The sequence below is a fragment of the Pseudomonas fluorescens genome, assembly GCF_902498065.1.
GTDB classification, from domain to species: Bacteria; Pseudomonadota; Gammaproteobacteria; order Pseudomonadales; family Pseudomonadaceae; genus Aquipseudomonas; species Aquipseudomonas fluorescens_BJ.
Genome location: NZ_CABVIR010000006.1, coordinates 206,810 through 233,314 on the forward strand (window position 1 = coordinate 206,810; position 26,505 = coordinate 233,314).

The 26,505-nt window shown below is 55.0% G+C and carries 24 protein-coding genes and 2 pseudogenes; 6 read left to right on the forward strand and 20 right to left on the reverse strand.

Annotated features, from left to right (window positions below):
* The first annotated feature begins 634 nt into the window (after window positions 1-634).
* From F8N43_RS21205 to F8N43_RS21230, 5 genes are all read left to right on the forward strand, one after another.
* Window positions 635-1,615 (forward strand): integrase domain-containing protein, encoded by a 981-nt coding sequence (locus tag F8N43_RS21205; RefSeq protein ID WP_150654311.1) that lies wholly within the window; start codon window positions 635-637, stop codon window positions 1,613-1,615.
* A 449-nt stretch (window positions 1,616-2,064) separates the two neighbouring features.
* Window positions 2,065-3,060 carry a hypothetical protein gene (locus F8N43_RS21215; RefSeq protein ID WP_150654312.1) on the forward strand — a complete coding sequence of 332 codons (996 nt, stop codon included), beginning with the start codon at window positions 2,065-2,067 and terminating at the stop codon, window positions 3,058-3,060.
* Window positions 3,061-3,117: 57 nt separating this feature from the next.
* Entirely contained in the window at window positions 3,118-4,347 is a 1,230-nt protein-coding gene (locus tag F8N43_RS21220; RefSeq protein WP_150654313.1) for a Shedu anti-phage system protein SduA domain-containing protein, read from the forward strand.
* A 374-nt stretch (window positions 4,348-4,721) separates the two neighbouring features.
* A complete protein-coding gene (locus F8N43_RS21225) occupies window positions 4,722-5,582 on the forward strand; it encodes a hypothetical protein (protein ID WP_150654314.1) in 861 nt (286 codons plus the stop codon).
* Window positions 5,575-5,991, forward strand: a complete 417-nt coding sequence (locus F8N43_RS21230; protein WP_218173616.1) for a hypothetical protein — start codon at window positions 5,575-5,577, stop codon at window positions 5,989-5,991. The genes F8N43_RS21225 and F8N43_RS21230 overlap by 8 nt, the downstream gene beginning before the upstream one ends.
* 735 nt (window positions 5,992-6,726) lie before the next feature.
* Here the strand turns inward: F8N43_RS21230 and F8N43_RS29360 are convergent.
* The 7 genes and pseudogenes from F8N43_RS29360 to F8N43_RS29600 all read right to left on the reverse strand — a co-directional run.
* On the reverse strand, window positions 6,727-6,957 hold the full coding sequence (locus F8N43_RS29360; RefSeq protein ID WP_150635853.1) for a hypothetical protein: 231 nt from the start codon (window positions 6,955-6,957) through the stop codon (window positions 6,727-6,729).
* Between the two features lie 237 nt (window positions 6,958-7,194).
* Window positions 7,195-7,755, reverse strand: a complete 561-nt coding sequence (locus tag F8N43_RS21235) for a hypothetical protein (protein WP_150635856.1) — start codon at window positions 7,753-7,755, stop codon at window positions 7,195-7,197.
* A gap of 376 nt (window positions 7,756-8,131) precedes the next feature.
* Entirely contained in the window at window positions 8,132-8,974 is an 843-nt protein-coding gene (locus tag F8N43_RS21240) for an oxidoreductase (protein WP_150654316.1), read from the reverse strand.
* Between the two features lie 67 nt (window positions 8,975-9,041).
* The gene (locus F8N43_RS21245) at window positions 9,042-9,752 is read right to left on the reverse strand and encodes an SDR family NAD(P)-dependent oxidoreductase (protein WP_150631833.1); all 711 of its coding nucleotides are present in this window, start codon (window positions 9,750-9,752) and stop codon (window positions 9,042-9,044) included.
* A gap of 42 nt (window positions 9,753-9,794) precedes the next feature.
* A complete protein-coding gene (locus F8N43_RS21250; protein WP_150654317.1) occupies window positions 9,795-10,451 on the reverse strand; it encodes a DsbA family oxidoreductase in 657 nt (218 codons plus the stop codon).
* Window positions 10,448-10,669, reverse strand: a complete 222-nt coding sequence (locus F8N43_RS21255) for a tautomerase family protein (RefSeq protein WP_008025002.1) — start codon at window positions 10,667-10,669, stop codon at window positions 10,448-10,450. The genes F8N43_RS21250 and F8N43_RS21255 overlap by 4 nt, the downstream gene beginning before the upstream one ends.
* A gap of 208 nt (window positions 10,670-10,877) precedes the next feature.
* Window positions 10,878-10,958, reverse strand: a pseudogene (locus F8N43_RS29600) (transcriptional regulator); the annotation flags it as partial.
* On the opposite strand from F8N43_RS29600, the pseudogene F8N43_RS21265 reads away from it, so the two are divergent.
* Window positions 10,957-11,049: pseudogene (locus F8N43_RS21265) on the forward strand (DUF3077 domain-containing protein); the annotation flags it as partial. The pseudogenes F8N43_RS29600 and F8N43_RS21265 overlap by 2 nt on opposite strands.
* Window positions 11,050-11,119: 70 nt before the next feature.
* Here F8N43_RS21265 and F8N43_RS21270 read toward each other — a convergent pair.
* From F8N43_RS21270 to F8N43_RS21330, 13 genes are all read right to left on the reverse strand, one after another.
* A complete protein-coding gene (locus tag F8N43_RS21270) occupies window positions 11,120-12,733 on the reverse strand; it encodes a Fic family protein (protein WP_150654318.1) in 1,614 nt (537 codons plus the stop codon).
* A gap of 271 nt (window positions 12,734-13,004) precedes the next feature.
* Window positions 13,005-13,778, reverse strand: coding sequence for a DeoR/GlpR family DNA-binding transcription regulator (locus F8N43_RS21275; RefSeq protein ID WP_150631836.1), 774 nt, complete (start codon window positions 13,776-13,778; stop codon window positions 13,005-13,007).
* 55 nt (window positions 13,779-13,833) lie between these two features.
* Window positions 13,834-14,835, reverse strand: a complete 1,002-nt coding sequence (gene pdxA / locus F8N43_RS21280; RefSeq protein ID WP_150654319.1) for a 4-hydroxythreonine-4-phosphate dehydrogenase PdxA — start codon at window positions 14,833-14,835, stop codon at window positions 13,834-13,836.
* A 5-nt stretch (window positions 14,836-14,840) separates the two neighbouring features.
* Complete coding sequence (locus tag F8N43_RS21285; RefSeq protein ID WP_150654320.1) at window positions 14,841-16,121, reverse strand: four-carbon acid sugar kinase family protein; 1,281 nt, start codon at window positions 16,119-16,121, stop codon at window positions 14,841-14,843.
* Complete coding sequence (locus F8N43_RS21290; protein ID WP_150631839.1) at window positions 16,118-17,131, reverse strand: 2-keto-3-deoxygluconate permease; 1,014 nt, start codon at window positions 17,129-17,131, stop codon at window positions 16,118-16,120. The genes F8N43_RS21285 and F8N43_RS21290 overlap by 4 nt, the downstream gene beginning before the upstream one ends.
* A 263-nt stretch (window positions 17,132-17,394) precedes the next feature.
* The gene (locus F8N43_RS21295) at window positions 17,395-17,709 is read right to left on the reverse strand and encodes a type II toxin-antitoxin system YafQ family toxin (RefSeq protein ID WP_150631840.1); all 315 of its coding nucleotides are present in this window, start codon (window positions 17,707-17,709) and stop codon (window positions 17,395-17,397) included.
* Window positions 17,675-17,965, reverse strand: a complete 291-nt coding sequence (locus F8N43_RS21300; protein WP_150631841.1) for a type II toxin-antitoxin system RelB/DinJ family antitoxin — start codon at window positions 17,963-17,965, stop codon at window positions 17,675-17,677. The genes F8N43_RS21295 and F8N43_RS21300 overlap by 35 nt, the downstream gene beginning before the upstream one ends.
* 330 nt (window positions 17,966-18,295) lie before the next feature.
* Entirely contained in the window at window positions 18,296-19,582 is a 1,287-nt protein-coding gene (locus F8N43_RS21305) for an OprD family porin (RefSeq protein ID WP_150631842.1), read from the reverse strand.
* Window positions 19,583-19,825: 243 nt separating this feature from the next.
* Window positions 19,826-20,494 (reverse strand): DsbA family protein, encoded by a 669-nt coding sequence (locus F8N43_RS21310; protein ID WP_150631843.1) that lies wholly within the window; start codon window positions 20,492-20,494, stop codon window positions 19,826-19,828.
* Window positions 20,495-20,703: 209 nt separating this feature from the next.
* A complete protein-coding gene (locus F8N43_RS21315; RefSeq protein ID WP_150631844.1) occupies window positions 20,704-20,919 on the reverse strand; it encodes a hypothetical protein in 216 nt (71 codons plus the stop codon).
* A 245-nt stretch (window positions 20,920-21,164) separates the two neighbouring features.
* Window positions 21,165-22,271: an agmatine deiminase gene (aguA, locus tag F8N43_RS21320; RefSeq protein WP_150631845.1), complete on the reverse strand. Its 1,107-nt coding sequence runs from the start codon at window positions 22,269-22,271 to the stop codon at window positions 21,165-21,167.
* Between the two features lie 4 nt (window positions 22,272-22,275).
* A complete protein-coding gene (gene aguB, locus F8N43_RS21325; RefSeq protein ID WP_150631846.1) occupies window positions 22,276-23,154 on the reverse strand; it encodes an N-carbamoylputrescine amidase in 879 nt (292 codons plus the stop codon).
* A 313-nt stretch (window positions 23,155-23,467) separates the two neighbouring features.
* Window positions 23,468-26,380: an aminotransferase gene (locus tag F8N43_RS21330; RefSeq protein WP_150635874.1), complete on the reverse strand. Its 2,913-nt coding sequence runs from the start codon at window positions 26,378-26,380 to the stop codon at window positions 23,468-23,470.
* Window positions 26,381-26,505: the final 125 nt, after the last annotated feature.

Genomic DNA, 26,505 nt, shown 5'->3' on the forward strand with positions numbered 1-26,505 from the left:
GGCTACGCCACACCGTGGTGGTTCTCCCAAAGTGCGATTAGCGTCCGGCGGCTCGCACGGTCACTCACCGAGTGATGGATGCCTACTTCAGATCGTTGCCATTGCGGCAAATACATCCCTCCCCAGCCGCCCTGCAGCAACCTTTCCGCTTGGCCATTTCATTGCGCCAACCTGCGCCCGTCTCTTTCTCCCGGAAAGAGACGGGCGCTCCAACCGCTGCTGCAGCCCAACTCGTACAAGGCTTTGCGGCATTCCCCCTCGTGACAATCGGCGTGACAAACACCGAAGTCACCAGCAACAGCGATGCAGATGATGGTGCCGCAGCCCAAGGAATGGACTGCACCTGACTGACAGTCAGGCATGCCCCGGCCATCACCTCACTGCCTTCACCCGACTCAGGATCTCGCGGCGCTGGTCTCGTCAGCCAATGCAGCCTCCACCCGCCCACCGGTATCGGTGTTCAGGAGGCCAGATCATGGGATGCCCTCGCTCCCGGTCGTAAGGAGCCGCCAGTCCCGCGTCGGTGGACAACCTCACAGGTCGCAGGGGCCTTGATCCCTGATAACACTCAGCATTCTTGGCGGGATGACGTGGGGAAGGTTTTAGAAGTTTTGGCTTCGAGAGGAGTTCGATCATGGCACTGGTAGGTAAACGTCACGGGCGCAATTTTGGCTATGGCCGACAACTGAGTTATGCCGGGCCACAGGCGCTGAAAGATCTATTTGGCGGCGGGCATTACGGCACGGTCAAAGCGCACAGTGATCGCTGGCAGGCGTTTGTGCGCTGGTGTCGCTCGGAGGATGGGCCGGGGCTTAACGATGCGCGAAAAATTGATCGGCAGACTTTGCTGGACTACGCCGGCCATTTGCGTAAGCAAGTTGAACAAGGGGCTGTCTGCATCGCCACCGCGCAAAATAGGTTGTCCAGCGTGAACCGAACCATGGCTGCGCTTCGCGGTGATCAGTATGTGAAAGTGCCGAGTCCAAGCAAGACGCTGGGAATGCGGCGCACCAGTGTTCGTCGCTCGGTGCCGCAAGGTCAAGATCGCGAACACGTGAAGCGGATCGTCGACGTTCTCTGCGAACACCAAATGCCACGCGCGGCGGCCATCGCTCAGTTGGCGCGAGCCACCGGCATGCGCTTACGCGAGGCCATTTTGGCTGACCTACCGCGCTTAAAACGTGAGGCCGAACAATACGGCAAAATCAACATCCAGGATGGTACCAAAGGGGGCCGCTCAGGTGCCTCGGCACCTCGCTGGATCAGGGAGGATGAACATATTGGCGAAGCGCTGAGATTCGCCGAACAGGTCTCACCCGACGGCAGCCACAATCTGCTTGCGCCGAACGAAAGCTACCTCGATTTCCAACGGAAAATCGTCCGCCCCGCACGGGACCTCCTCCATAAGCACAACCTCAAAGGCTTCCACGAATTGCGGGCAGCCTATGCGTGTGAACGCTATGAGCAAATCACGCAGCACCTTGCGCCTATCAACGACGGCAAGTGCCACCAGTTCGGTCGACAATTAGATCAGGGGGCCAGAGCGCAAATCAGCTACGAATTGGGGCATAGTCGTATTGACGTGGTATCGGCTTACATTGGTGGTCGAGTATGAGCAAGCCATTCGATATGGAGCCGTTCCTGTCAGGCGTCCTGACCGGGTCGCATACCACACGCCAACGCCACCTTCGTCAGGCAAAGACTATCCAAGCAGCAATCGTTGAGCGCTGGCAACGCGACAACCCATGGACTTGGCAGAGAAAGCATCTCATTTGGTTTTTGAATCACAGACTAAACCAGCAATCAGAAGCAACTCGTTACTATTACGTATTGACTATGCAATCGATCGCAGTGCGCTTAATTAAATCTTGGAAATTCAAAAAACGCCCTAAACCCTGCAACCGGCCAAAGTCAAAGGGTAGACGAGGAAGTGGCATTTTGCTAGCTTCGAGGGAGAGACTTCAACCAATAGCAGACGGGCACTTGAAGGACGCTCAATAGCCTCTTTCTCACACCCACTTTAGTCTGTGATTTGGCATTATTTTTCCACTCAAGGACTTAAAAATGGGGAAAAACACGATCGACAAAGGCGGCTCATTCAAGCTTTATAGCAATCTCGTGAATGCAGATTCAAGTGTGCTTTATCATGAAAAACATCAAAACATACTTCCACATCCGGCTGACATTCTGACAGAAAAGCTTCAAAAATTAACCAAAGCACATAAAAAAATACTCGAATTATCAGACACAGACATTCCGCATTTCGTAGAGAGCTTAGATCACGTAGCTCAACTTATATTTTCGGTGGACGAATTCTATGACTCTCTTCCTCTTATAATAAAATGCTTTACACCTCCAAATGGTGCCGACAACAAAGATGTACCACGATGGTTGAAGCATCAGAAATCGAAACCGTACTCAAGATTGCTAGACGGAGTAAGTTTTTTCCATAATGATTTCAAAAATATAGCGAATAAACTTAAACACGACCATGCTGAGATTGCTAAAACCACTTTAACAAATCATCACAACATCAAAGTTCATGGGTTCTATATTCGAGTAGCAACAGGGGAAAATGACCAACGTGGACCGGCCCCGGAAATACATAAAAAATACAAAGGCATCGTAAACACCGCATTCTCATACAACCACTTTATGTTAAGATCAATAGGCCACATTTACAACTGCATTGACAACTTAAATAAAGCTCTTTTCTCAAACCAAAAGACAGTGAAAGACCATTCTGAATCGAGCCTTTTTTCGCTCCTAGTTACAGGCTCTTCAGTAACCCACGAGTTCTTCCCCGACGAATATAGCCGTCCTTACGCCAATATAAAAGAAAATCATGATAAATTGGAAATAGAATTCCCATTCCGTTACAGAAAAAAAACCAATGAACACTTTGATCGAATACGCTCTGTAAACTCGCCCATATCTGTAAATGGAAGAACAAACAGCAGTCACGCACTGCTTCCGTACTTACAACTTATATATCCAGAAACATTGACATCTAGAAGACCAGATCGTCATATTAAATCTGTTGCTGAGAGCAATATCTAGAAAGAATATTTTTGTCGCAGACAGCCAAATCACATATTAAAAACCATCGGATTTTCTATGACAGAAGAAAATATTCATTCCACAATCAGACCTTTAGTAACAGTATTCTTACAAGAATTAATGAAAGAATATTGGGGACCATTATACAACCACATAAAAAACAACCCAGCATTAATAAAAACAGTACCTGGCTTTCTCTTAGACCATCAGGGAATTATTGTTTATGTCGGGCGCACACATATTGCGATTGAATATACCGGCCCCGAGGTGATCAGCGAGCTAAAAAACGAAGGTGTTATGCATGTGCAATGTCACGACTACTCAACTAAGGATTGCAATCTATTTGAACAAATTATCGGCTTTGAATATGATTCAACTTTAGATTTGTCTATGCCCCTCCCTCCCTTCAGTGAGGATCTACTACTTCCTACAAACAAGGGATGGGATAAACTTTCAGAGCTAGGTTGGAACTTCGCAGCTCAAAATAGCATTATGGGGTTCAATATACCGAGTCCAGAGCCAATGCCTGGACAATTCACAAGAATTGTAAATGGTATGTTTTTTGATGCAGATGAATCCGGTTTAAAATCCCGAAGAATAAAGTGGTTGGACTTTTTCCCTATTCACTTTGATGGTTCGGAAGAAAAATCCGACTGCATATCATTTAGCGTTTCAAACATGAAAAAACTTGTGAATCACGATGCAAACTACTCATACCCAATGCCGGATGACTATAAGTATATTCAACTGCCAAAAATAAATCGCTTTATAGAGGTATGGGGAAACAAAGACAATACGGAACCAGATATAACATCGCACATCGCAAGAAAAGAAAACGAGTTTATTTTGACAATGAAGTTTGGTGCGATAGAGATCCACTCAGAGCTCACGTGTGAATGGCAGAGCGAACCGCGCAGCCCCATTAGGCCGGATTTTTTTGTAGTACAGCCCAATGGATATGCGGACATTGTAGAGTTTAAGCTTCCTGACATCGGAAAGCATGCAATTGTAGGTGGCCGTAATAGAGAAACATTTGGTGCCTGGCTGAATTCATACATTTCTCAAACTAGAGTTTACTCGAGTTATTTTGATGACCCTAACAACAGAAAATGGTTTGAACAAAGATATGGTTTCAAGGTACACAAGCCACGCAGATGGCTGATTGTTGGCCGCAGACACGATTTTGACTCTGATGTTTGGCGTGAAATTATGAGCGACTACAAAGATCTTGAAATACTTACTTTTGACGATTTAATTGATGGAATTGTTGTTCAATTTTATAAATGATGTATTTTTTCGGTGGATCAAAATTCCGCATCTTGATCTCCATTTCATGCTAAATACGGAATAAGCAAATTATAAAAAGCTAATGGGGGGTGGATATATTTAAATACCCTATAGAGGCACATCAGTTCCTTTCTTTTGATTTTACCTTCGTCTATTACCCTGCCACAGCCAAAGCATCCAATAACGACGTGATATCTCCCTACCTTGAAAACAGCCGTTCCGAACGGTCGAAGCCTAGCCTACCAATGACAACTGATGTGATCACTAGCATTTGCATAAAAAATAATAGCCATATAATATCAAATCAGCTTCAGGGTCCATCCTTAGATGTCAATCCTCATTTTTCAAAAAATTTCGTCATAAATGGATTTGTAATGAACACCGAGCTTGCCATCAAAATTGACTACCTTCAAAAAAGAAAAAACCCTGCTCAGGTTTTTGAAGCTATGGGCCTCTATATAAACGCCTATCAAGATCTGTGCCAGTTGTTGGCAAATTCTGTTGATTTGGAGATCGCCTTTGAACTTGAGCTAAACTCTGTTGATACCGGCTCAATAATAAGCAAACTAGGCAGCGTCGGAAGCTCCATTGCAAACTACATCGAGGAGGCTCTATATGCTTCTGGAAGCGCCTTAAGCTCCGAATTAATGCATGTATCTGAAACCGGAACCGAGGCTGAAGTAAACTCTATAGCGACTGCTTTGGAAGCAGATATTAGTAAAAAAATCCCGGAAGCCATTGTTCCCCCACACATTGATAGACAAGGTTTGGCATACGTTCTGACTGAGTTTTCAAATGCCAACAAAAAGCTACAACTGGGTGAAGTAGTGCAACTTGGAGCGGCAAATAGCGAATATTTATCGGCATTCAATACCGAGTGGAGATTTAGCGGCGACGCCAGTAAAATGTTCATTGGCGACACTTCTGACTTTAACGGAAAAGATAAATTATATACTATGGTGCAGGTGAATGAGGGCAATTCAGTATGGTCATTCAAAAGCGCCGCCATGGAACGTAAGTTTCCGGCAAAAATAGTTGACAAGGACTGGCTACATCGATACCAATCGGGCTTGATAGCCCCCATCGGCCCTCTAGATATTATGGACGCAGAAATATCATACTCTATCTATACCCCTCCTGACGGTAAAGGACGGCCACAGATCAGAAGAGCAAAAATTCATAAAATATTGAGCATCCATAGAAATCGAGACTATCAAAATGCTCTCGATGTCTGATCAGCGCAACCGGCGGGCTTTGTTCGCAGATTTAATGGCAGATTACATCTATGTAGCTATGCCGTTTATTTTGTTAGTCGGTATTAAATTTTATTTAAGTAATTGGCAAGATATTTTTTTATCATCCGACTGGGCGTTAGGCGCATGCATTGTTTTTGGCCAAGTTACGTATAAAGTTTCCAAGGCGGTAGCTAAAGCGAAAGCTAAGGCCAATGAACAACACTACGGCCTCTATACCGCACATAGATTCTTACTTGTTGTAGTCTCGGCGGTCATTTACTGTGGAATGGTGGTAAAACCAACAATGCCGCTCGGTGTAATTCAAGTTATCTGGTTCTTTGTTGCATCCTTCTACCATTTCAGGGATGGGATTGCGGCTAACTTGATTGAAAAAACTGGGTCTAATTAGACTCAACACATCATGACCACTTCAAACAATCACATACTTTTAATAAAAAACATCATTTCCGGCGGATCCCCCTAGACAAAATCATTCACTATGCCTCTATCTTTCACTCGCCAAGCCCTAAAGCGACTCCAAAACTTAGGGTAGTTTTAGAGGTAGAGAAAGTATTTCCATCTATGAATTTCAAATTTTTTCGGCATTTAGCATCTGGTTCGACTCCTGGTGCCGCACCAAATAAAACAAGGGCTCGCAGAAATGCGGGCCTTTGTTGTTTCTGACATCCAGAAATCCAACGCCTAAAAACACCCCGCAACCCCCTGTAGGATTTGCCGAAGGCTGCGATCTTGTGATCTTCAGATTTCGCCCCCAACCCGGATCCGGTTGCCCCCGAAAAAAATCGCAGGCTATACCAGCGGTTACGCCGACAGAGCCCCCCCCCCCCCCCCCGTTAACCTCGATCGGACGTCCCCCTATAGAGCCTTTTGGGATTCTGGCAGCATCGTCCTCGAGAGCGGTGGTACGACTGTCGAGGTTCCGGTTAAGTTTGATGTAAAAGGCATCCTTGGATTGCTTGCCCAAATGGGCCTCGCAAGCCAACTTGGTGGGAAGGTGCCAAACGTGGAGCAAATGGAGGTATTCGTAGCGTTGGACTCCACCAAAGTGAAATTCCTCGGCGACAATGCTTGCCAAGCGCATTACTGGGCTAGAGGTTTTAACGATATGGGTACGGGGCCCGTCTTATATACCGCTCCAAATATCGGAGGCTGCGCCTCGGAGCTGTTTGAAATTGCCGACGTAATTGCATACATGTGCTCCCACGCGGCGCACGGGAAAGCCGAACAACCCTTCTTCCATGAATTGCTTTCCTCTGTGAGAAGCAAAATCAGACACAAATACAAATTGGAAATTTAATAAGCCGTAGAAAAAAGCAGAAACAGGGACCAGAAATAGGGACAGATTTTTTTCCATGGCGTGGCTTTTGAATCACCACCTAAACCAACATACTGAATCGACGCGCTATTACTATTCGCTGACCATGCAATTATTCACTCATCGCTTAGGAAAACCCTGGCAGTTCAACCGCTAAACGAAGGTCAGAAAACGGTCCAGAAGCAGACGGTCACCTAAGATAAGTTTCGATCTCAAACGGCCCCCAATGCTTGACATTAGCTTCCGAAGCGGCGGGCGAAGCACGGAACATACCTTTTAGGACGTTGTACATTGACCTCTTTGAAGGAAATTTTTTAGCGCGGCCTGATAGAGCGTTAATGGTTGATTGTTCGCATTGAATAGGGCGAAGGGAATCATTGTGAGATGTGAGAACGACGTGGAGCTTATTGAATACGTTTTTTGCCTACAAACGCTGCGATCTTTATTCAGTATGAAATTAAACTTGAAAAGGTTTGGTCTTGTACACCAGCTAGGAATTAAACCAAGACTCAAGCCCGTTAAGTAATCTTGTGCGCAAGCGCCGCCAGATGAAAATTCTGAGATTTTTATTTCTAATGTAGGAAAGGTCGAAGCTGTAGGGTTTGAGCTGGCATCTTGCGCACTTGGAATAAATTTTAGTGTCGCTGCGTATGCGTCCTTGCCAAAGCGACTATCTTTCCATGGAGAGTTCATTTCGTAACTAAAGCTGAAGATATTTTCTTTTTCTTCGGGTTCAATGTGTTTGTTGATTGTCGGCTGCGACGAATAGGATGTGCAACCAGAACATAATATCGCAATGCTGATAGAAACAAGTCCATTTTCTATTAAGCGATGCATACTCAGCTTCCCCCACCATTAATTAGCCGACATATCTGTCGCTTGATAACTTATTGAATGCAACATAACGTCTCATCCAAACGCATGATTTTTGAATCAGAATAACAGAGGAGCCTGTACGCGCGACATCTGAAGGACGACAACGTGCTGACAAAAATCCCGGATTCGATTCCACCGAACGCCATAGCTAGCTGATTTATTTATAGTTACTTGTAGGGGTACGCCAAATTTTCCACCGACTTCCAGACCCACGGAAAATCTAGTTCGGCTGACGGCTATCGTTCGTCTGGTGCCACCATACAAAACAAAGCCCTCGTAGAAATACGAGGGCTTTGTTGTTTCTACCGTTTGATCGTCAACGCAATCAGGGCCTCGATCAGTCGAAATCCGTCGACTCAGAAAGCCCTTCCCAAGCATCAATCTCCGCCTGAAGCCGCGCAATCTTCTCCCGCACCAACCTCACCGCATCCTTACCCAACAACAAATGAACCGGCGGTTTCTCAGCCGCCACCAGGGTCAATAATGCCTGCGCCGCCTTGCGCGGATCACCCGCCTGCTGGCCACTCTTCTCTTCACGCGCCTTGCGGACCGGATCGAACACCGCGTCGTAATCACTCAACGTGCGACTCGAGCGGATCATCGAGCGCCCCGCCCAGTCGGTTCGAAACGAGCCCGGCGCCATGGCCGTCACGTGGATACCCAGGCTTTCCACTTCTTGGGCCAGTGCTTCACTGATGCCTTCAAGGGCGAATTTGCTGCCGCTGTAGTAGGCGATGCCCGGCAAGGTGATGAAGCCGGCCATGGAGGTGATGTTGACGATGTGCCCGCTGCCTTGCTCACGCATGCCGGGCAGAACCGCCTTGATCATGGCGACCGCGCCAAACACGTTGACGTCGAACTGGCGCTGCATTTCGGTCAACGGCGATTCCTCGAGAATCCCCTCATGACCATAACCGGCATTGTTCACCAGCACGTCGATCCGACCTGCTTCGCGCAGGATTTCGGCCACCAACGGATCAATTGCCGGGTAATCGGTGACGTCGAGCACAAATGCCTTGGCGCGATGGGCGTCCAGCGCTTCGAAAGCAGCACGCTCGGATTCACGCCGTACGGTGCCGACCACCGTATGCCCCGCTGCCAGTGCTGCTTGCGAGAAGGCCAGGCCGAAGCCAGAACTGACGCCGGTGATGAGGAAAACCTTGCGAACGTGGGTGTTCATGGTGCGCTCTCCAAATGAAAACGCCGTCGATAGTGATCGACGGCGTTGCGGACAATCAGGTCAGGTCTTAGTGACCCGCGCTCTGCCCACCATCCACGTGCAGAATCTCACCAGTGACAAAGTTGGCGCTGTCGAGGTACACAACCGCCTGCGCGATGTCGCTGATTTCGCCCATGTGGCCGACCGGGTGCAGAGCGCCCAGTGCTGCGTGGGTTTCTTCGCCGTGCATCGGGGTTTTGATGATGCCTGGGGAAACCGCGTTCACCCGAATACCGCGCTTGGCGTATTCGATGGCCAGGGATTTGGTCGCCGCGTTCAGGCCACCTTTGGTCAGCGAGGCCAGTACCGATGGCACGCCGTCGATCGCGTGGTCGACCAGGCTGGTGGTGATGTTGACGACGTGGCCGCTGCCTTGTTTTTCCATCTCGTTAATGGCGAGTTGGGTGATGTAGAAGAAGCCGTTCAGGTTCACCGACAGCACATTGGCGTAGTCTTCAGCGGTGTACTGGGTGAACGGTTTGGCGACGAAGATCCCGGCGTTGTTGATCAGGGTGTCGACGCGGCCGAAACGTGCGATGGCTTCGCGGATCACTTGTTGAGCGACTTCCGGGTTGCCGATGTCGCCGGCCACGGTGAGGATGTCCGGATCGGTGGATGGCTTGATCGAACGCGAAGTGGCGACAACTTTGTAATCCAGATCACGGAATGCCTTGACCATGCCTGCGCCGAGACCTTGGGAAGCGCCAGTGATAACGATGACTTTTTTCGAATTGCTCATGATGAACCTCTACTCATAAATGATGGTTTGAAAAGTAATGAATCAAGCTTCGGCGGGTTCCTTCGCCATTTGTCTCAACATCTGTTCGTAGTACTCGACCGACTGTGAACCGGACACCAGGTGACGGCCGTTAAGCACCATGGCCGGTACCGAATTGATGCCGTGCTGCTGGTAAAACGCTTCAAGGTCACGCACTTCTTTGGCAAACGCGCCGGACGCCAACACGTCTTGAGCCGCTGCCGCATCCAGCCCTGCTTCTGCTGCCAAACGGACCAGCGTCTCGCGATTGCTCGGGTTCTGGCCGTCGGTGAAGTAAGCGCGTAGCAGGATCTTTTTCAGTGCAACCTGCCGCCCTTCCTGCAACGCCCACAACAGCAACCGATGCGCATCAAACGTGTTGTAGAAGTGGCTGCGCTTCTCCAGATCGAAGGTGAAACCGATGGCCTCGCCGCGAGCGATCTGCATGGCTTTACCGGCGGCAACATCTTCGGCAGTGCGGCCGTATTTGCGCATCAAGTGCTCGACGGCTTTCTCGCCTTCCGGCGGCATGTTCGGGTTCAACTCGAAGGGCTTGTAGGTCAGCTCTACCGAGACCTCACCGGCCACGTTCGCAATCGCCTGCTCTAACGCCGTCGCGCCCAATGCACACCAAGGGCACACCACGTCGGAGATGAAATCGATGGAGACCGATGCAGTCACGACTTGCCCTCCTTCTCAGCCAGTTGCTTGCGGTACTGGGTGGTGGTGATGCCGGCGTAACCCCAGTTATCGGTGTCGACTTCTTCGATCACGATGTGGGTCAGGTGCGGGTCCTTCTTGAGGACGCGCTCCAGTGTTTCAGTGATTTCAGCGATCACCTGAGCTTTCTGCTCAGAGGTAACGCCATCGCGGGTAATGCGTACGCTTACGAAAGGCATGAGGAAGATCTCCAGTGACCTGCTCATCGGGATGATGGGTAGGTGTTGGAGCTCAATGTAGGAGTTTGGGGGGTGGGGATAAAGGTGGGGGCGGGAACATCATTAGTTACGTGGTGTAATGACTAGCTCGAGATGTACGCTGAAAAAATGGAACAGTAATCTTTAAATGGCCAGATTAGTTACGTGTAAATCTGGCCTTTCACTAGCCCTAGACTTTTTGCAAGTCCAGCAACGCCTCAGGATGCTGACTCGCTACACGAAGCAGCGTTTGCGCCGCTCCTGTCGGTTGGGCGTCGCATTTCTTGCAGGATATGACGAAGGCGATCATTGATGATGTGGTGAAGGTGTTGGACGCACCGATGAACAATCGCAGCCAGTAACGCCATCACGCGTACCGAAAGAGCGCGCATAAAATGCCCCGAATCAATCGGGGCTTTTTGTGTAAATCGGTCATCTACCCACGGGCTGATTCGGGTGGTATCGATCGCTCACGCCACTGTCTATCGGCTCCTCCCCCCGAACAGACTGAGCCACAGCTTCGATGATGGCAGCCCAGATATCCGGCCTGGTCAGCACAGGCATTTCCTTGGCCAGTACGTTGCTCAGTGTCCCTTCGTTCTGCTCAATGGATCGCAAGAGCCGATCAGCTTGTTGATCAGGCATCTCAACGATTTCCTTGATTGCCTGCCTGGCCCTTATGTGGCTGCGTAAATAGCGCGACTCTTCACGCATCTGTTCGGTGATGGTGCGGCGAATGACGTTAGACATGAAAACAACGTGTGGCCCCAGGTTGGGATAGCGCCACACCGGGCGGGCCTGATCCTGGCCTGTGAATTCAATATTCGAGACCACGCCGTCAGGGTACTGCGTACGAGTACTGGCGAATGCTACCTGGTCTCGTATGCCTTGCATGAGCGGTTTTGAAACCTGATCCAGCACGCTGTCATAAAGACGCCGCTCAGCAGAATCGTCGGTGATAACAGCTGAAACCGGAAGAATCACCGGGTCTGGAATGGCCCCATCACGACGCAGAATGTCGTTGATCAGAAAGCGATGGACCCGCCCGTTGCCGTCGGCCAGTGGATGGATATAGACGAAAGCGAACGCGGCTACAGCACTGCGCATGACCGGGGATTGCCCTTGAGTACGATTCAGAAAGACGCGAATGCCTTCCAGCATCCGCTCCAGATCGCTCTCCGGGGGAGCGACGTAATGGACAATTTCCTGATAACGCACAGTTTCGCCAACAAACACCGGAGATTGCCGAATCCCCAAGCGTGTCAGTGTGGTCACTGCGCCAAGAATTTCTTCTTGCATCTCAGCCAGTGCAGCATCGGTGAGCGGCAGTTCGCCCTGTCCGGTTCTTCGCGCCAACACATCTGCGAAACGCTGGATACGCGTAGAACGATCCGCCTCCCCTTCAATGGCAAAACTGGCTTTGCTTTCCCTGAGCGTCATCCATGCGGCGGCGCGCAGCAGAAGTGCTTCGCCAAACTCTGCGGTCAGTTGACCAAAGAGGTGAGGCACATCGAGGTCCGCTGCTGACTTGACTGCTGCAGTCTTGACGACAATTGGGCAGAAGTAGCTCGTGCCAGGCAGGTTGTCATTCACTCGCCAACGCGGCACTTTCACCGCCTCTTCGGGTGAAGCTGCCACCATCAGGTCGGCGTTGATGGCATCGACATACTTACCGCCTATGGGTTCTGGCGCTTGCAACTGCTCGCCAGTGAGCCACTCAAACAAGAACGCTGACCTGCGGGCATATTGGCCGGTGGGTTCGTCATTCAACCAGCCTTGTACCGGTGCAGCACCCACCTTGGTAAACAGTCTGGTCAAGAACTCCAGGTTCGGGACTTCATGCCGCAGGTGAAATTGCAGATGGGATGAAAAGTCCGAATCGGGGCGCATGTTTTCCGTAAAGGTCTCAAGACGAAACCCATCTTCGACCTGAGTTGACCGTCGGCTACCGACCTGACTTAACACGGGTAGCCGTGCCATCGGCCGCACGTCGAAAGTTGTTGCTAGCCAGGCAGCACCGATGGCGTCTACGGGAAACTCGCTCACGTCACACTCCTTTCAAAACTTCGGCCGAATCAACCACCACAAAATGAAGAGTAACGATCAAAATCAGGTTTCGCCGCATAAAAATGATTATTTTTCGGCGGGAATGCATAAAAACGAATATTCAGAGCATAACAATTTGAGCTCCGATCATTGAATTGGGCACTGTCGAACTGACCAAAATGCGTAAAAACGATTTTATTTGCTCAAAAACGATCATAAATCTGGATTTATGCACAAAACCGTTTCGAATACAGCGCTGGGAGGCGGGCAATCAAGCGATGATCACGGTTTCGACGGTGATTTGCTTGAGCGCATAAAACGGTGCGAGTGCCGCTTCATCGGCAGTAGCACCGGTAATCAACCGCCACTCCCGCTCAATTGGCGTCCAATGCTGTTGGCGGGCGCGGCCCAGTTTGTCGGTATCCGCCAACACCACAATCTGCGCCGCCCGCTTGATGATGCATTCCTTGAGATACGCCTGCTGCGCACTCGCCTCGCACAAACCGAACTCAGCGACCACGCCGTCCGCACCGAGAAAGGCTTTGTCGACGCTCAACCGACTCAACGTCAGCTCGGCCAACGGCCCCAGCGTGCTCATGCTCGAACCGCGCAAATCGCCGCCGATCAAGGTCAGGCGAATGCCCGGCGCGTTGGCCAGGGTCATCACGGCCAGCAGGTTGTTGGTGACCACGTGCACGTCTTGTCGCGAGCACAAATGATGGGCCAGTGCAGCGCAGGTGGTGCCACCGTCGAGCAGGACGGTATCGCCGTCCTGGACGTGCGCCGCAGCTGCCTGGGCGATCGCATCTTTTTGCTCCCACTGAGACGTCTTGCGCTCTTCAAGTGAGGCTTCCGGCTCATGAACGCCGACCACGGCAGTGGCGCCGCCATAGGTGCGCACCAGGTGCCGCTGTTTGGCGAGCATGGTGAGGTCGCGTCGCACCGTCGCTTCCGAAACCCCGAGCGCCGCGCTCAATTGCTCGACGTTGGCATCGCCAATGCGTACGAGGTCGAGGATGGCGCGGTGGCGTTCGGAGGCTTTCATGGTGGGTCTCGCGTGGTGGACGGTGGTCGATCTTACACGACAGCGCCCGTGCGGCTCATCCCCTACGCGTGGCCAACTCCGCGCCCTGGCGCAGCGCTTCGAGCAGGCTGCGCTCATCGGCGATGCCTTTGCCGGCGATGTCGAACGCGGTGCCGTGGTCGACCGAGGTGCGGATCACATCCAGGCCGACGGTGACGTTCACGCCCGCTTCAAGCCCGAGCACTTTGACCGGGCCATGGCCCTGGTCGTGATACATCGCGACCACCAGATCGAAGTCGCCGCGTCCGGCACGGAAGAACAGGGTGTCGGCGGGCAGCGGGCCGGTGACGTCGAGGCCGCGTTCCTGCAACAGCTTCACCGCCGGGATGATTTTTTCTTCCTCTTCGCCATAACCGAACAGGCCGTTTTCACCGGCATGCGGGTTGATCCCGCACACGCCGATGCGCGGACTGGCAATGCCGGCCTTGATCAACGTCGCGTTGCCGCGCTCGATGGTGCGCTGAACCAAGCCCGGTTCAATCTTGCGGATCGCGTCGATGATGCCGATGTGGGTCGTGACGTGAATCACCCGCAGCTGCGGCGCCACCAGCATCATCGACACTTCGTCGACGTTGGTCAGGTGCGCGAGCATTTCGGTGTGGCCGGGGTATTTATGGCCGCCGGCGTGCAGCGCTTCCTTGTTCAATGGCGCCGTGCAAATGGCATCAATCTGGCCGGCCTCGGCGAGTTGCACGGCACGGGCGATGTATTGGTAAGCGGCGTCGCCGGCGATGGGCGAGAGTTCGCCGAACGGCAGGTCGTCGGGGATCAGGTCGAGGTCGATGCAGTCGATCACGCCGGCCTCGTAAAGCGCTTCGGAAGCGTCCTTGATGCGGCGTACTTTGGCGCTGCCACCGACGATGACATTGGCCTGCTCGAGACGGCGTGCATCGCCAATCACCAGCGGTCGGCATTGTTGATAGACGACGTCGTGGGTCAGGCTCTTGACGATGATTTCCGGACCGACACCCGAGGCGTCGCCCATGGTGATGCCGATGACGGGGAGGTAATTGCTCATAGTGTTCATTCGAGTCCTTGGATTCGTGTGCGTTGGGGCGGGGAGCGATCGGCGCTGGCGCTCAGGTGTTGCCATGCCGCATACAACGCGTGATCGGTGCCGAACGCGCCGGCCTTGGTCACAATGCCGGGACGATGGCCTTCCCGGGAAACAGTCGGGCGGGCGAAGGCAACGCCGGCTTCGATTTCGGTGATGAGTTGCAGACTGTCGATGCCGACGGTGGTCAATATGGCCCGTGCGGTCTCGCCGCCCGTGGCTATCAGACCGCCGACCTTGGCGAAGTGTGGTTCGACCAGCACGGCCAGCATGGTCGAGAGTTGCGCACCCTCCTGCGGATCGAACGCGACATCGCGACCGATGCGCAGCAGCAGGTCACTCCAGCCGTCCAGTTGCTCGCCGATGCGCGCTTGCCAGATTGCCCAATCTTCATGGGCAATACCTTGGCGAAGGACCTCCGGCGGGACGACCAATTCGCTGACACCGCCGCGCTCCTTGAGCAGCGCGCATTGCCGCTCGCAGACACCGGAGAGGCTGCCGACGAGGACCAGAATGGGTGCCTGACTTTTTTCCTGCGCGGTCGGTTCGGTGGCCGTGAATCGCACCTCGGAAAAATCGGGAAGACTCGCTATTTCCCGCGCCAGGCCACCCGAGCCGATCCAGAACAGCGGCTGCTCCATCGACGCGGTCAGGCGAGCGAGGGTCAGCAGATCGTCTTCGGTTTGCGCATCGACGATCAGTGCTTGCGTACCGCTGCGGGCGACGTCGGCGATGTGCTGTGCGAGCGCTTTTTCGTTGCCTCGCAAGGTCTCGAGGTCCAGCTTCGCGGTGCTCAGGCCGGCGGCGATGAGCATCGCTTCAACATCAGCTGGGCGATCGGCGTTTTCAAGTTTCCAGGTGTCGGTGGTTTCCAGCGGCTGGCCGTTGACGAACACCCGACCACCGCGCAACGTGCGCCCCGTCGCGGGGAAAGCCGGGGCTACGATGGCCAGGCCGGCCAAGGGTTGCAGGGCAGCAACTTCCGCCGCCCAGTTGCCGCGCAAGGTCGAATCGATTTTCTTGTACAGCCGCTGCCCAGGCTGATGCAGTGCCTTGAATGCAGCGACGGTGCGCTCGGCGGCGTGCGCCGGCGAGAGGCGACGCGTGTCCGTGTCGGCGGCGATTACCTGTGCATCGGCCTTGTCATTCAAGGGGTCGAGCGTGACCACCGTGTGCAGCCCCACGCTCGCAAAGCCAATGGCGCAATCCGCCGCACCGGACAGGTCATCCGCGATGATCAGAATCCTCATCGCAACGCCTCCTGCTTTTGAGGTTCGATCTCCTGCTCAGGGATGACGACAGGGTTGCGCTGTTGCACGCGTTTGGCGACGGCGGCGGTGAGTATCGGCGCAAGGATCGCGGTGACCACCACGCAGGCCGCGACCAATATGGTCGCGCTCTTGGCGGCTTCGGCGTACACCGGATTGGCCGCTGCGATCAGTGCAGGAACGGCTGCGGCGTTCCCCGCCGTGGTGGCAGCAGCGACACCGGCGACGCCTGTGCCACCGGTCAAACGATCAGCGAAAAACAGCGGAATGCCGGTCAGCACAACCACCGCAACACCCATGCCGAGACCCAGCAAACCGGCCTGCCAGACGTTATGCAGGTCCAGACTGGCGCCCAGTGCCAACGCGAAGAACGGGATCATCACCGGAACGGCCTTGGCCAGGAAGTCGCGCATGTCACGGTCGAGATTGCCCAGCAACATGCCCAGTGCCAACGGCAAGATGCTGCCCACCAGCGTCGGCCACGGGAACGCCGACAGGCCGGCGATGCCAAGGGTGACCATGGTCAGAAACGGGCCGGATTCCAGCGACATGACCGAGTAGGCACCGACGTCTTCGGAGCGGCCGTACTGACCCATCAGCGCCATGTACAAGCCGCCGTTGGTGTCATTCATCGCGGCGACCACCGCCAGCGTCGAGATGCCGGCGAACAGGCCTGACGATATCGGCTGCTCACCGAGAAAATGGCCGAGCACGATACCGATGAGCACCGCGATGCCGACTTTAGTGATGAGCAGCGTACCGCCCTTCTTGAGCAAGTAAGGCGTGGCTTTGATGTTGATGCTCGCGCCCATGCACACATAGAACACCGCGAGGATAGGCAACGCTCCGGTGAACAGCGCGTTGGTGAAGGAGCCGAAAAACTTGGGGGTATCAGGCATGAAGGTGGCGACCAGCGAACCGATCAGCAGGGGCACGATCATCATGCCGCCCGGAATGCGTTCTATGGTGCGCTTGATAGGAAATTGGGCCACGAGGGTCTCCTTTTATAATTGTGGGGTAAGACGTGTTTCACCTCGAAACTGACTGAACTGATCAGGCAATGATTGATTCAGTCAAATTTATCTTATGCCCTCGTTATAAAATGCGCAAACCAATCATTTCGAATGCTCGTTTCGATCATTTGAAGAGGTGAAGCTCGGCGCGCAAGTGACTTTGGTCGTCGTGATACGCAGACTAGAGCCTTGCACCGCCCACAAAAAAGCCCCGAACCAGTCGGGGCCTATTTTTACAAACGCTACTTGAACAGTTCTGAATGACTTCCGAGATCGACAAATGTGATTAGATCGGAGCGCGTGTGCTCGTAAATCATCAAGAAATCACCGCCTATATGACACTCTCGAAAACCAGTCCAATCACCCGTCAGGGCATGCTCCAGGTATTGCGGTGGCAGCGGCTCGCCCAGAAACAGCAAGACCATCACTTGGCGAACTTCATTCATGTCACGGCGCCCGGCACGCTTGTAACGCTGCCAGGACTTCTTGAATTCTGACGTTTGCGCACACTGCCTGGGCAGCTCAGCGCGCTTCTGCTTTTTCTCCGGTTTCGCCATCAGCGTCCCTCAGCAAGTCGTCTATCGAGTCGAACCGCTGGCGAATCTCACGTGCTTCCCTCATGGCGCGGGCCGTTTTCACCGAAGGTACGCGTACCTCAAACGGGAGCCCCTGAGTCGCTACGACCTGACGAAGAAAAAGCCGCATGGCGTCACTGATGCTCAGACCGCAAGCGCTCAAGACTTCAGTAGCACGCGCTTTCAAATCCTCATCAATGCGGCAACGCACGTCGGTGGTCTTCAGCAATGCACCCATGGTAATAACCTCATCGTTAATTTGTAGCTACATTCGCGCTACCTCAAGCATTGTGGTTGAGCAGGATCACGGGATCAACTTCAGCGTGATGGACGGCTCCCAACAGATGAGGCGTTGTGACAATCAACTGAATTCCCGTCCGGTATTTCAAACGATTAAACCTGTGATGAATATCAGCCTGATCCCTTTCGGTACTGGGAACTGTCCTGGTTCAATGCAGGAAATAGCCCAAGAGCCTGAACGCTGATTCTTAGGCGAAAAAAAGCCCCGAACCAGTCGGGGCTTCTTCTTTATCAGCCTTGAATCAGGCCTCGATACGGCAACCGATCATCAGAAAATGTTGATCGGGTAATCCACGAACACACGTACTTCGTTGCCGCTGACGTTGTACTCGCTCGACTTCTGCGAAACACGCAGGATCGAGCTGCGCAGTTTCACGCTCAGGTCTTTGGCCGGGCCGCTTTGCACGACGTACTTGAACTGGTTGAAGATTTCGCGCTCGGTACCGCCTTCGCTGGTGGAAGTGGTGATGTTGTCGCCACGCACGTAAGCCACGTTGTAGCTCAGGCCTGGGACGCCGAAAGTGCTGAAGTCCAGACCGTAGCCCAGCTGCCAGCTGCGTTCGTCTTCGGCGTTGAAGTCGGACCAGTAGGAGTTCGCCAGGTAGATGGTGTTGCCGCCATCGCCGACGCGACCTTGGTCTTTCTGGTAGCCGCCGTAGGCGTAACCCAGGTTGCTGTCGCCGGTGCTGCGCTGGTGCGCGACGGTGAACGAGTGTGGGCCGGTGGCGAAGGTCGCTGCCAGGCTCCAGATTTTGTTGTCGTCGCCGGTGGCACCGCTTTCGCGGACGTAGGAATTATCCAGCTTGGTGCGGTAACCGTTGAAGTCGAGGGTCAGGGACTGATCCTTGTCGATCGGGAACACGTAGTTGGCGTTCACGTATTGCTTCTTCAGCACGTCTTCAACGTCGGACGCGTACACCGCCGCCTTGAACTGTTCGGTGAACTGGTAGCTACCGCCCAATACGTTGATCGATTTCAGGCCACCACTGTCACGGCCTTCCGCGCTTTTGCGCGATTCGGCGGTGAAGCGACCGGCGTTCAGTTCCAGGCCTTTGATCTCCTTGGAGGTGATCAGGGTGCCGGTGTAGCTTTCCGGCAACAGGCGCACGTTGTCGTAGCTCAGCACCGGCAGGGCCGGCATCTGGTCGCCGTAAGTCAGCGTAGTGCTGGACAGACGGAATTTGACCGCTGCGCCGCCCTTCGACAGGTCATCAGCCGCGTTGCCGCTGTCGCCCTTTTTGAAGAAGTCGATGCCTTGCGCGCCGGTGCGACCCTTGCCGCCGTCCAGACGCAGTGCGTACAGACCAAAAGCGTCCACACCCACACCGACGGTGCCTTGGGTGAAGCCGGACGAGAACGTACCGATGGCCGCTTGGCCCCACTCGGCTTTGTCCGGTCGGCCGTCTTTGTAGTCACGATTCATGTAGGCGTTGCGCAACAGCACTTTGAGGCTGCTGTCTTCAACAAAACCCTTGGATTCGGCCTGGTCGTTTGCCATGGCCTGTGTCGCGCTCAACATCCCCAGTGCGATCAGGCTGATTCGCTTGTTCAACATTTTGTTCTTTTCCTTATTACGGGTTGATACGCACTGTGTCGAACGGCTGAAACGGCGCTGTCGCACTCTTTTTTTCACCCCGAAACAAAAAGGCCCGCCCACGATAAATCGCGGGGCGGGCCTTCTTATTATTTTGAGTCATGGCGGTTAGCCACAGGCGTTGAGGCGAATCCTATCCGCGCCCTTAACCATGTGTCAATTTCATGAATCGTCTGTGAATAGGCGAAAATCGTCTAAGAACTTCTAATTGCAGCCGTGGAGCCCACACGCTTGAAACCCGGCTGTAGCGGCCTGTGCTGGAAGCGACTGACTCAACCATGCCGAAAAGGCTTGTGGCTTGCCGAGCCACGGGCTGATGTCGACCAACGTGAATTGGCCATCCTGCTCCAGGGCGAAGGTCGGAAAACCGTGGCCGCCGACGTTGGCCAACAAGGCACGGCTGGCTTTGATGTGGTGATCGGTTTCGGCGTCCTTGAACGCTGACTGGAAGGCTTCGGGTTCCAGGCCGATGTCGTTGGCGAGTTCGAACAACACAGCTTCATCGGCGATGCGTCGCCCTTCTACGTAATGCGCACTCTGCAAACGGCCCAACAATTCCAGTCCACGGCCAGCGATCTGCTGCGCCGCGAGTACGGCGGCAATCGGCGGAGCGGAATCAAACACCGCCGTCTCGTCGCGCAACAACCCTTCGAAATACGCTTCGCCGAATGGCTGACCGGTGTATTCGGCGATGCGCCGGTCGTGGGGCATCACGTAGTTACGCAAGTGTGGCGAGACGTTCTTGCGGTTGGCGCCGGTCATCATGCCGCCGCCATGAGCAATCACCGGCAGAACGGCCTGAGCGGCTTGCACCAGTGGTTTTGCGCCGTAGCACCAGCCGCACAACGGGTCGTAAATGTAGTGAAGGATCATGGGCAGGCTCCGGCGAAAAGGTAGGAAAATTCGATGCCGGCAGGTTAGCCCTGCGCCGGTTCCTGAAAAACGTCGGAATGGCTTTCAGTCTGTTTCATGAATCGGTCGAATGCAGGCCTGTAATCACTCCCTGACTTCCTGCAAAACCATCGTCCATAAAAAAGCGCCGCCTTCCTGGCAGCGCTTTTATCAATCCGTTGTTTTTCTTCTTATCCTTCCATCACATCCCACAACGCATCCAGTTCCGCTTCGCTGAATAAACCAGCGGGGTAGCGCTCGGTCATCATCCGGCGCGGATCAGGTTCCCTGATCTGACGCGTTCCATTGGATTTCAACCAGTGCGCCAGAATCTGGAGCGATTCGCTGTTTTTTACTGCCAGGGGATGCAATGCCCGCTCGCTCACCACATTAACTTCGGCGTTCATTTCCGCGCTCTCTCCTGGTTTGTGAGCGGCTAACTTATCCAAGGTTTATGACAGAACATCGAAGTTCTCCCCCTCCCTGTTTACAGCAGGAGAGATACAAGAGCTGTGCCAATCTGTCGGGATGGTCGACAAGCGGATACAAAAAAGCCCGCAGTCCTGATGGACTGCGGGCTTTTCTGCGAGGCGTCCGGGAAAAACCTCTGCCGGAGCGAATTTGCAATCAACTCAAGCTGTTACAACTGCACTCACTCTTTGTGTGGCGCAGGCTGCTGTTGGGTAAGGCAGTGAATGTTACCGCCGCCCAGTAACAGTTCGCGGCCCGGCACCATCACCACTTCGTGTTGCGGGAACAGGCTCTGCAGAATCTCTTTGGCCGGACCATCCAGCGGATCGTCGAAGCTTGGCGCGATGACGCCGCCGTTGACGATGAGAAAGTTCACGTAGGAACCGGCCAGACGAACGGTCGGATTACGCTCTTGGGTACCATCCACCGGGTCGACACCGGCGCACTCTTCTTCGGTCGCATACAGCGGCCCCGGAATCGGCATCTTGTGCACCGTGAATGGGCGACCTTTGGCGTCGGTGCTGCTTTCCAGTACTTTCATCGCCGCCTGGCAGCGCGGGTAGTTCGGGTCTTGCGGATCATCGGTCCACGCCAACAGCACTTCACCCGGACGCACGTAGCAGCAGAAGTTATCCACATGGCCGTCGGTTTCGTCGTTGAACAAACCGTCCGGCAGCCAGATGATTTTATCCACAGCCAGGTTGGCGCTGAGTACCGCTTCGATTTCCGCTCTGTTCAGGTGCGGGTTGCGATTGCGGTTGAGCAGGCATTCTTCAGTGGTGATCAGCGTGCCTTCGCCATCCACGTGAATCGAACCCCCTTCGAGCACAAAACCCTCGGTGCGATAACGCTGGCTGCGTTCGATCTCGAGGATCTTGCCGCCGACCTGCGAATCGCGGTTCCACGGCGAATACAACCCACCGTCAAAACCGCCCCAGGCGTTGAAGTCCCAGTTCACGCCGCGGACTTCACCAGTGTTATTGATGACGAATGTCGGGCCGGTGTCGCGGACCCAGGCGTCGTCGCTGGACATCTCGACCACACGAATATTCGGCACGTCCAGACGCGCCCGAGCGTTTTCGTATTGGCCGGCGGACACCGCCACGGTCACCGGTTCGAAACGCGCGATGGCCTTGGCCACCGCCACGTGCGCGGCTTGTGCCGGTTTGCCGCCCAGGCGCCAGTTGTCCGGACGCTCGGGCCAGATCATCCATGTCTGGGTTTGCGCCGCCCACTCGGCGGGCATGTAGAAGCCGTCGGCGCGCGGGGTGCTGTTTAATGTGGTCATGCGGTCAGGACTCCAGGGAACCGTCGAGGGTTTTCAGCGCATTGTATAGGTTCGGGCGACGATCACGGAACGAGCCCCACGCGCTGCGGATGTGCTCGAGCTCGTCGAGGTCGAAGCTGTGAACCAGCACGCCTTCTTCGGTTTTATCGAGTTCCTGGACCTTCTCGCCGAACTGGTTGGCGATAAACGACGAGCCGTAGAAGGTGATGTCGTACCCGTCCTGCTCCTCGTTGCCGATACGGTTGCTGGCGATCAGCGGCATCAGGTTGGCGCCGGCATGGCCCTGCTGCACACGCTGCCAGTGATCGCGGGACGAGATGGTCTTGTCGTGCGGTTCGCTGCCAATGGCCGTCGGGTAGAACAGGATTTCCGCGCCCAGCAACGCCATGCTCCGTGCGCACTCCGGGAACCACTGATCCCAGCAAATGCCCACGCCGATTTTCGCGTAACGGGTGTTCCAGACCTTGAAGCCGGTGTCGCCCGGGTTGAAGTAGTACTTTTCGTGGTAGCCAGGGCCGTCCGGGATGTGGCTTTTACGATAAATCCCGAGGTTGGAGCCGTCGGCATCGATGATCGCGATGCTGTTGAAACGCGCGCGGCCGGCCAGTTCGTAGAAGCTGATCGGCAGCACCACTTGCAGTTCCTTGGCGATTTTCTGGAAATGCTTGATGGCGACGTTGTCTTCAACCGTCGTGGCCAACTGCAGGTAATCCGGGTTCGGCTTCTGGCAGAAGTACGGCGCCTCGAACAGTTCCTGGATCAAGATGATCTGCGCGCCTTGGGCCGCCGCCTCTCGGACCAGCCTTTCAGCGGTTTCGAGGTTGGCTTCAAGGTCCCAGGAACAGGCCATCTGAGTGGCGGCGACGGTAACGATACGGCTCATGAATCATCTCCGGGCAAGTGCTGTGGGTCGAGTTTGGCATCGACCGATGACAGAAAGGGAAGCGCCGGGCGTGATGAGGCACGCCGATGCAATGTCGACTTTATAGCCGATAAAAATCGGCTTTAAAAGCGATTAATCTTCCTTCTGTCGAAAACAACGGCACTTAAACTCGATAACAATCGATATTTAGTGAGTGTTTTTGATGACGCCTTCGCGGGCAAGCCCGCTCCCACAGGTTTTATGTCGGATGCTGATAATGAGCACGACGCCAAACCTGTGGGAGCGGGCTTGCCCGCGAAAGCGATTTCAAACCTTACAAACCTTCGTCCAGCACCTTCGCCAGCATGTCGACAAAGAAATCCACACTCTGGCGCGAGGTAACCATCGGCGGTTTGATTTTGAGGACGTTCAGGAAATCACCGGTCGGTTGCATGAAAACGCCCAACTCCCGCAGGCGATCACACAACGCCGTGGTTTCCTCGGTCGCCGGTTCCAGGGTTTCGCGGTTGCGGATCAATTCGACGCCCAGATAGAACCCGGAGCCGTGCACCGCGCCCACCAGCGGATGACTGTCGATCAGCGCCTCAAGACGCTCCTTGAAATACCCGCCCACGACCTGGGCGTTTTCCCAGAGTTTTTCCTCTTCCATCACATCCAGAACCGCCATGCCGATCTGGCAACTGACCGGGCTGCCACCCGCCGACGAGAAGAAGTAACCCTCAGCCTCCAGCGCTTCGGCGATTTCCCGGCGGGTGATCACCGCGCCGAGCGGCTGGCCGTTACCCATGCCTTTGGCCATGGTGATGATGTCCGGCACCACGCCCTGCTCTTCGAAGCCCCAGAAGAAATGACCCATGCGCCCGTAACCGACCTGCACTTCGTCGGCGATGCACACGCCGCCCTGGGCACGAACCAGGCCGTACACCTGTTTCAAATACCCCGGCGGCAGCGAGATGCCGCCGGCATTGCCGTACACCGGCTCGCAAATGAAACCGCCCAACTGGCGTCCTTGCGCGGCGATTTTCGCCAGGTTGTGTTCGACGCTGCGCACGTAGTCCGGCGCACTGTCCGGGCCGCGGAATTCGCCGCGATAGGTGTTCGGTGCCGTCACCGGGTGCACCCAGTCGGGACGGCTGCTCAAGGCCTTGGGGTTGTCGGCGATCGAGGTCGAGACCGCGTCCGCGCCCACGGTCCAGCCGTGATAGGCCTCCAGCACGCTGACGATGTCGCGGCCACCGCTGTAGGCCCACGCCAGACGGATTGCCAGGTCATTGGCCTCGCTGCCGCTGTTGACCAGGAACACCCGGTCCATGCCCTCCGGCGACAGTTTCAGCAAGCGCTCGGAGAACTCGGCAACCGCCGCGTAGTTGAACCGCGAATTGGTGTTAAGCAACGACCATTGACGGCTGGCGACGGCGGCCATGCGCGGATGTCCGTGACCAAGCACCGCGACGTTGTTGAGCATGTCGAGGTAGGAGCGGCCCTGCATGTCGATCAGGTGATTGCGCCAGCCACGCTCGATGCGCGGCGGGTCGACGTAATAGTGCTTCTGCGTCCGGGCGAAACTGGCGTCGCGGCGCGCCAGCAAGGTCTGCGAATCAAGCTCCGCTTCAGCGTCGCACGCCAGCCCCAGCAGCGCTGCCGGCGATGGACACAACGCTTGCCAGGCCGCCGCACGGGAGGGCGTGCAAAACAACGGCGCGTCGAGCGACGCGCCTCGGCACAACTGCACCCGCAACGGCCCACTGACCGCCCCCAACACCTGGCCTTTGACCAGCGCGGCGCCGGTGTGCAATGACGGCGTCACGCCCCACAACCGCACGCTCAACTGCGGGCCGTCCAGTTGCAGCACGCCCGGCGCCGGTTGATGAACCACCCCGGCGAACGGCGATTCGACCGCAGTGCCATGGGGCACTCGCAACTCGACATGCAGCGGGCACGTGTCCGGTTCGCTGGCACTGTCGGGGCGGGTGCGGGACAAACGGTATTGTCCATAACGACTCGCCGCCAAACCGTGGGCAGCAGCCGCTTCGCTCAGCAGACGCTGATCAATCCCCTCCTGCTCCCAATTGCCCGCCTCGAAATGCGCGCTCAGTACGCCCAGATCGATCAAGGCAAATTCCCGCCCGACCAGGCTCGGCAGCAGCGGTGCAAAGCCTTCGCTGCCGATGTCCGGCAGGCTGTGGCCGACCGACGCGAGGATCGCCGCTTCCATCAACGCCAACGGCACCGACGTGGCCACGCGGAAAATCTCCCACTCGTGGGTCAGGTTGTCGCGACTGTATTGGTTACCCGAATCGATGCTGACCTGCTGCTCGCCGCTGAGCACCAGCACCGCCGCCCGCGCAACGATCAATGGCCACAGCGCCAGCAGTTCTTCGTGTTGCAACGGATTGACCGCGTGATAAGCCTGAACCGCCGGCAAAATGTAGAACGGATCGCCACCGGCATGGTGCAGCAGCGCCGCGCAGGTCACCGACAGATCGGTAATGCGCCAGGTACGGACCAGATCGCCGAAATCGATCACGCCCTGCAATTGCCACTGACGTTGCGCATCACGCTGCCAGACCGCGTTGTCGTCGGTGATGTCCATGTGGATGGCCTGTACCGGCAACTTGTCCACCAGCGGCTGCAAATGCCGCTCGGCCTGTTCGGCCACTTCTGCGATCAACGCGCGTTGCCGGTCATCTGCAATCACCGGCAGCAAATGCGCGATCAACGCGTTGGCGTGGCGGGCGTCCCACTGAAGGGTGCGCTCAAGGCCCGCATGATCGAAAGCGGCGAGCGCCAGGTTCATTTCGCCGCAGAGCCGTCCGAAACCGGCCACCACGGACCCCGGAAGATGATCGAGGTGCGTCAACGACTGACCTTCGATGTAATCGAGCAGGCGCACATGCACCGCTTGCCCGTCGACTGTCAGTGAAAGCAGGTCTGCGCCGTTTTTGGCAGGGATCACTCGCGGCACGTGTATCGAGGCGTGTTCAGCCAAATGTTTGAGCCCCGCGTGCTGGGCGTGCAGCTCCAGAGCCGAATAGTCGCCGCGGCAGATTTTCAGGACGAAACGCCCTTGTTCGCTGTCGACGCGAAAGTTGAGATCCTGCTGGCTGCCGAGCGCCTGCAGCCTGCCGCTCAGCCCGTAATGCCCCTCGAGCAGCTCTAACGCTTGCTCCGCAGTCACTTGCGGGCTGGGCAAACTGGCGCGATGAATCAACGTGGCGAGCGGCATACAACAACCCCTGAAATGTTATTAGGCGCTTATATCGCCACTGCATCGGTCGATAATCAACCCCTGTTCATGCGTCAAAACCCAAATAGCCGTCACAACCCTATTGCACCACCCGTCTACTGCCG

Coding starts and splice junctions, on each gene's coding strand:
- aguA (WP_150631845.1), bottom strand. CDS start 22,271: ATGACCACATTAAACAGCACCCCGCGCGCCGACGGCTTCTACATGCCC.
- F8N43_RS21205 (WP_150654311.1), top strand. CDS start 635: ATGGCACTGGTAGGTAAACGTCACGGGCGCAATTTTGGCTATGGCCGA.
- F8N43_RS21225 (WP_150654314.1), top strand. CDS start 4,722: ATGAACACCGAGCTTGCCATCAAAATTGACTACCTTCAAAAAAGAAAA.
- aguB (WP_150631846.1), bottom strand. CDS start 23,154: ATGAGCCGTATCGTTACCGTCGCCGCCACTCAGATGGCCTGTTCCTGG.
- F8N43_RS21300 (WP_150631841.1), bottom strand. CDS start 17,965: ATGGGTGCATTGCTGAAGACCACCGACGTGCGTTGCCGCATTGATGAG.
- F8N43_RS21295 (WP_150631840.1), bottom strand. CDS start 17,709: ATGGCGAAACCGGAGAAAAAGCAGAAGCGCGCTGAGCTGCCCAGGCAG.
- F8N43_RS21230 (WP_218173616.1), top strand. CDS start 5,575: ATGTCTGATCAGCGCAACCGGCGGGCTTTGTTCGCAGATTTAATGGCA.
- F8N43_RS21215 (WP_150654312.1), top strand. CDS start 2,065: ATGGGGAAAAACACGATCGACAAAGGCGGCTCATTCAAGCTTTATAGC.
- F8N43_RS21255 (WP_008025002.1), bottom strand. CDS start 10,669: ATGCCTTTCGTAAGCGTACGCATTACCCGCGATGGCGTTACCTCTGAG.
- F8N43_RS21220 (WP_150654313.1), top strand. CDS start 3,118: ATGACAGAAGAAAATATTCATTCCACAATCAGACCTTTAGTAACAGTA.
- F8N43_RS29360 (WP_150635853.1), bottom strand. CDS start 6,957: ATGGAAAAAAATCTGTCCCTATTTCTGGTCCCTGTTTCTGCTTTTTTC.
- F8N43_RS21235 (WP_150635856.1), bottom strand. CDS start 7,755: ATGCATCGCTTAATAGAAAATGGACTTGTTTCTATCAGCATTGCGATA.
- F8N43_RS21315 (WP_150631844.1), bottom strand. CDS start 20,919: ATGAACGCCGAAGTTAATGTGGTGAGCGAGCGGGCATTGCATCCCCTG.
- F8N43_RS21285 (WP_150654320.1), bottom strand. CDS start 16,121: ATGAGGATTCTGATCATCGCGGATGACCTGTCCGGTGCGGCGGATTGC.
- F8N43_RS21305 (WP_150631842.1), bottom strand. CDS start 19,582: ATGTTGAACAAGCGAATCAGCCTGATCGCACTGGGGATGTTGAGCGCG.
- F8N43_RS21275 (WP_150631836.1), bottom strand. CDS start 13,778: ATGAAAGCCTCCGAACGCCACCGCGCCATCCTCGACCTCGTACGCATT.
- F8N43_RS21310 (WP_150631843.1), bottom strand. CDS start 20,494: ATGATCCTTCACTACATTTACGACCCGTTGTGCGGCTGGTGCTACGGC.
- F8N43_RS21240 (WP_150654316.1), bottom strand. CDS start 8,974: ATGAACACCCACGTTCGCAAGGTTTTCCTCATCACCGGCGTCAGTTCT.
- pdxA (WP_150654319.1), bottom strand. CDS start 14,835: ATGAGCAATTACCTCCCCGTCATCGGCATCACCATGGGCGACGCCTCG.
- F8N43_RS21245 (WP_150631833.1), bottom strand. CDS start 9,752: ATGAGCAATTCGAAAAAAGTCATCGTTATCACTGGCGCTTCCCAAGGT.
- F8N43_RS21330 (WP_150635874.1), bottom strand. CDS start 26,380: ATGCCGCTCGCCACGTTGATTCATCGCGCCAGTTTGCCCAGCCCGCAA.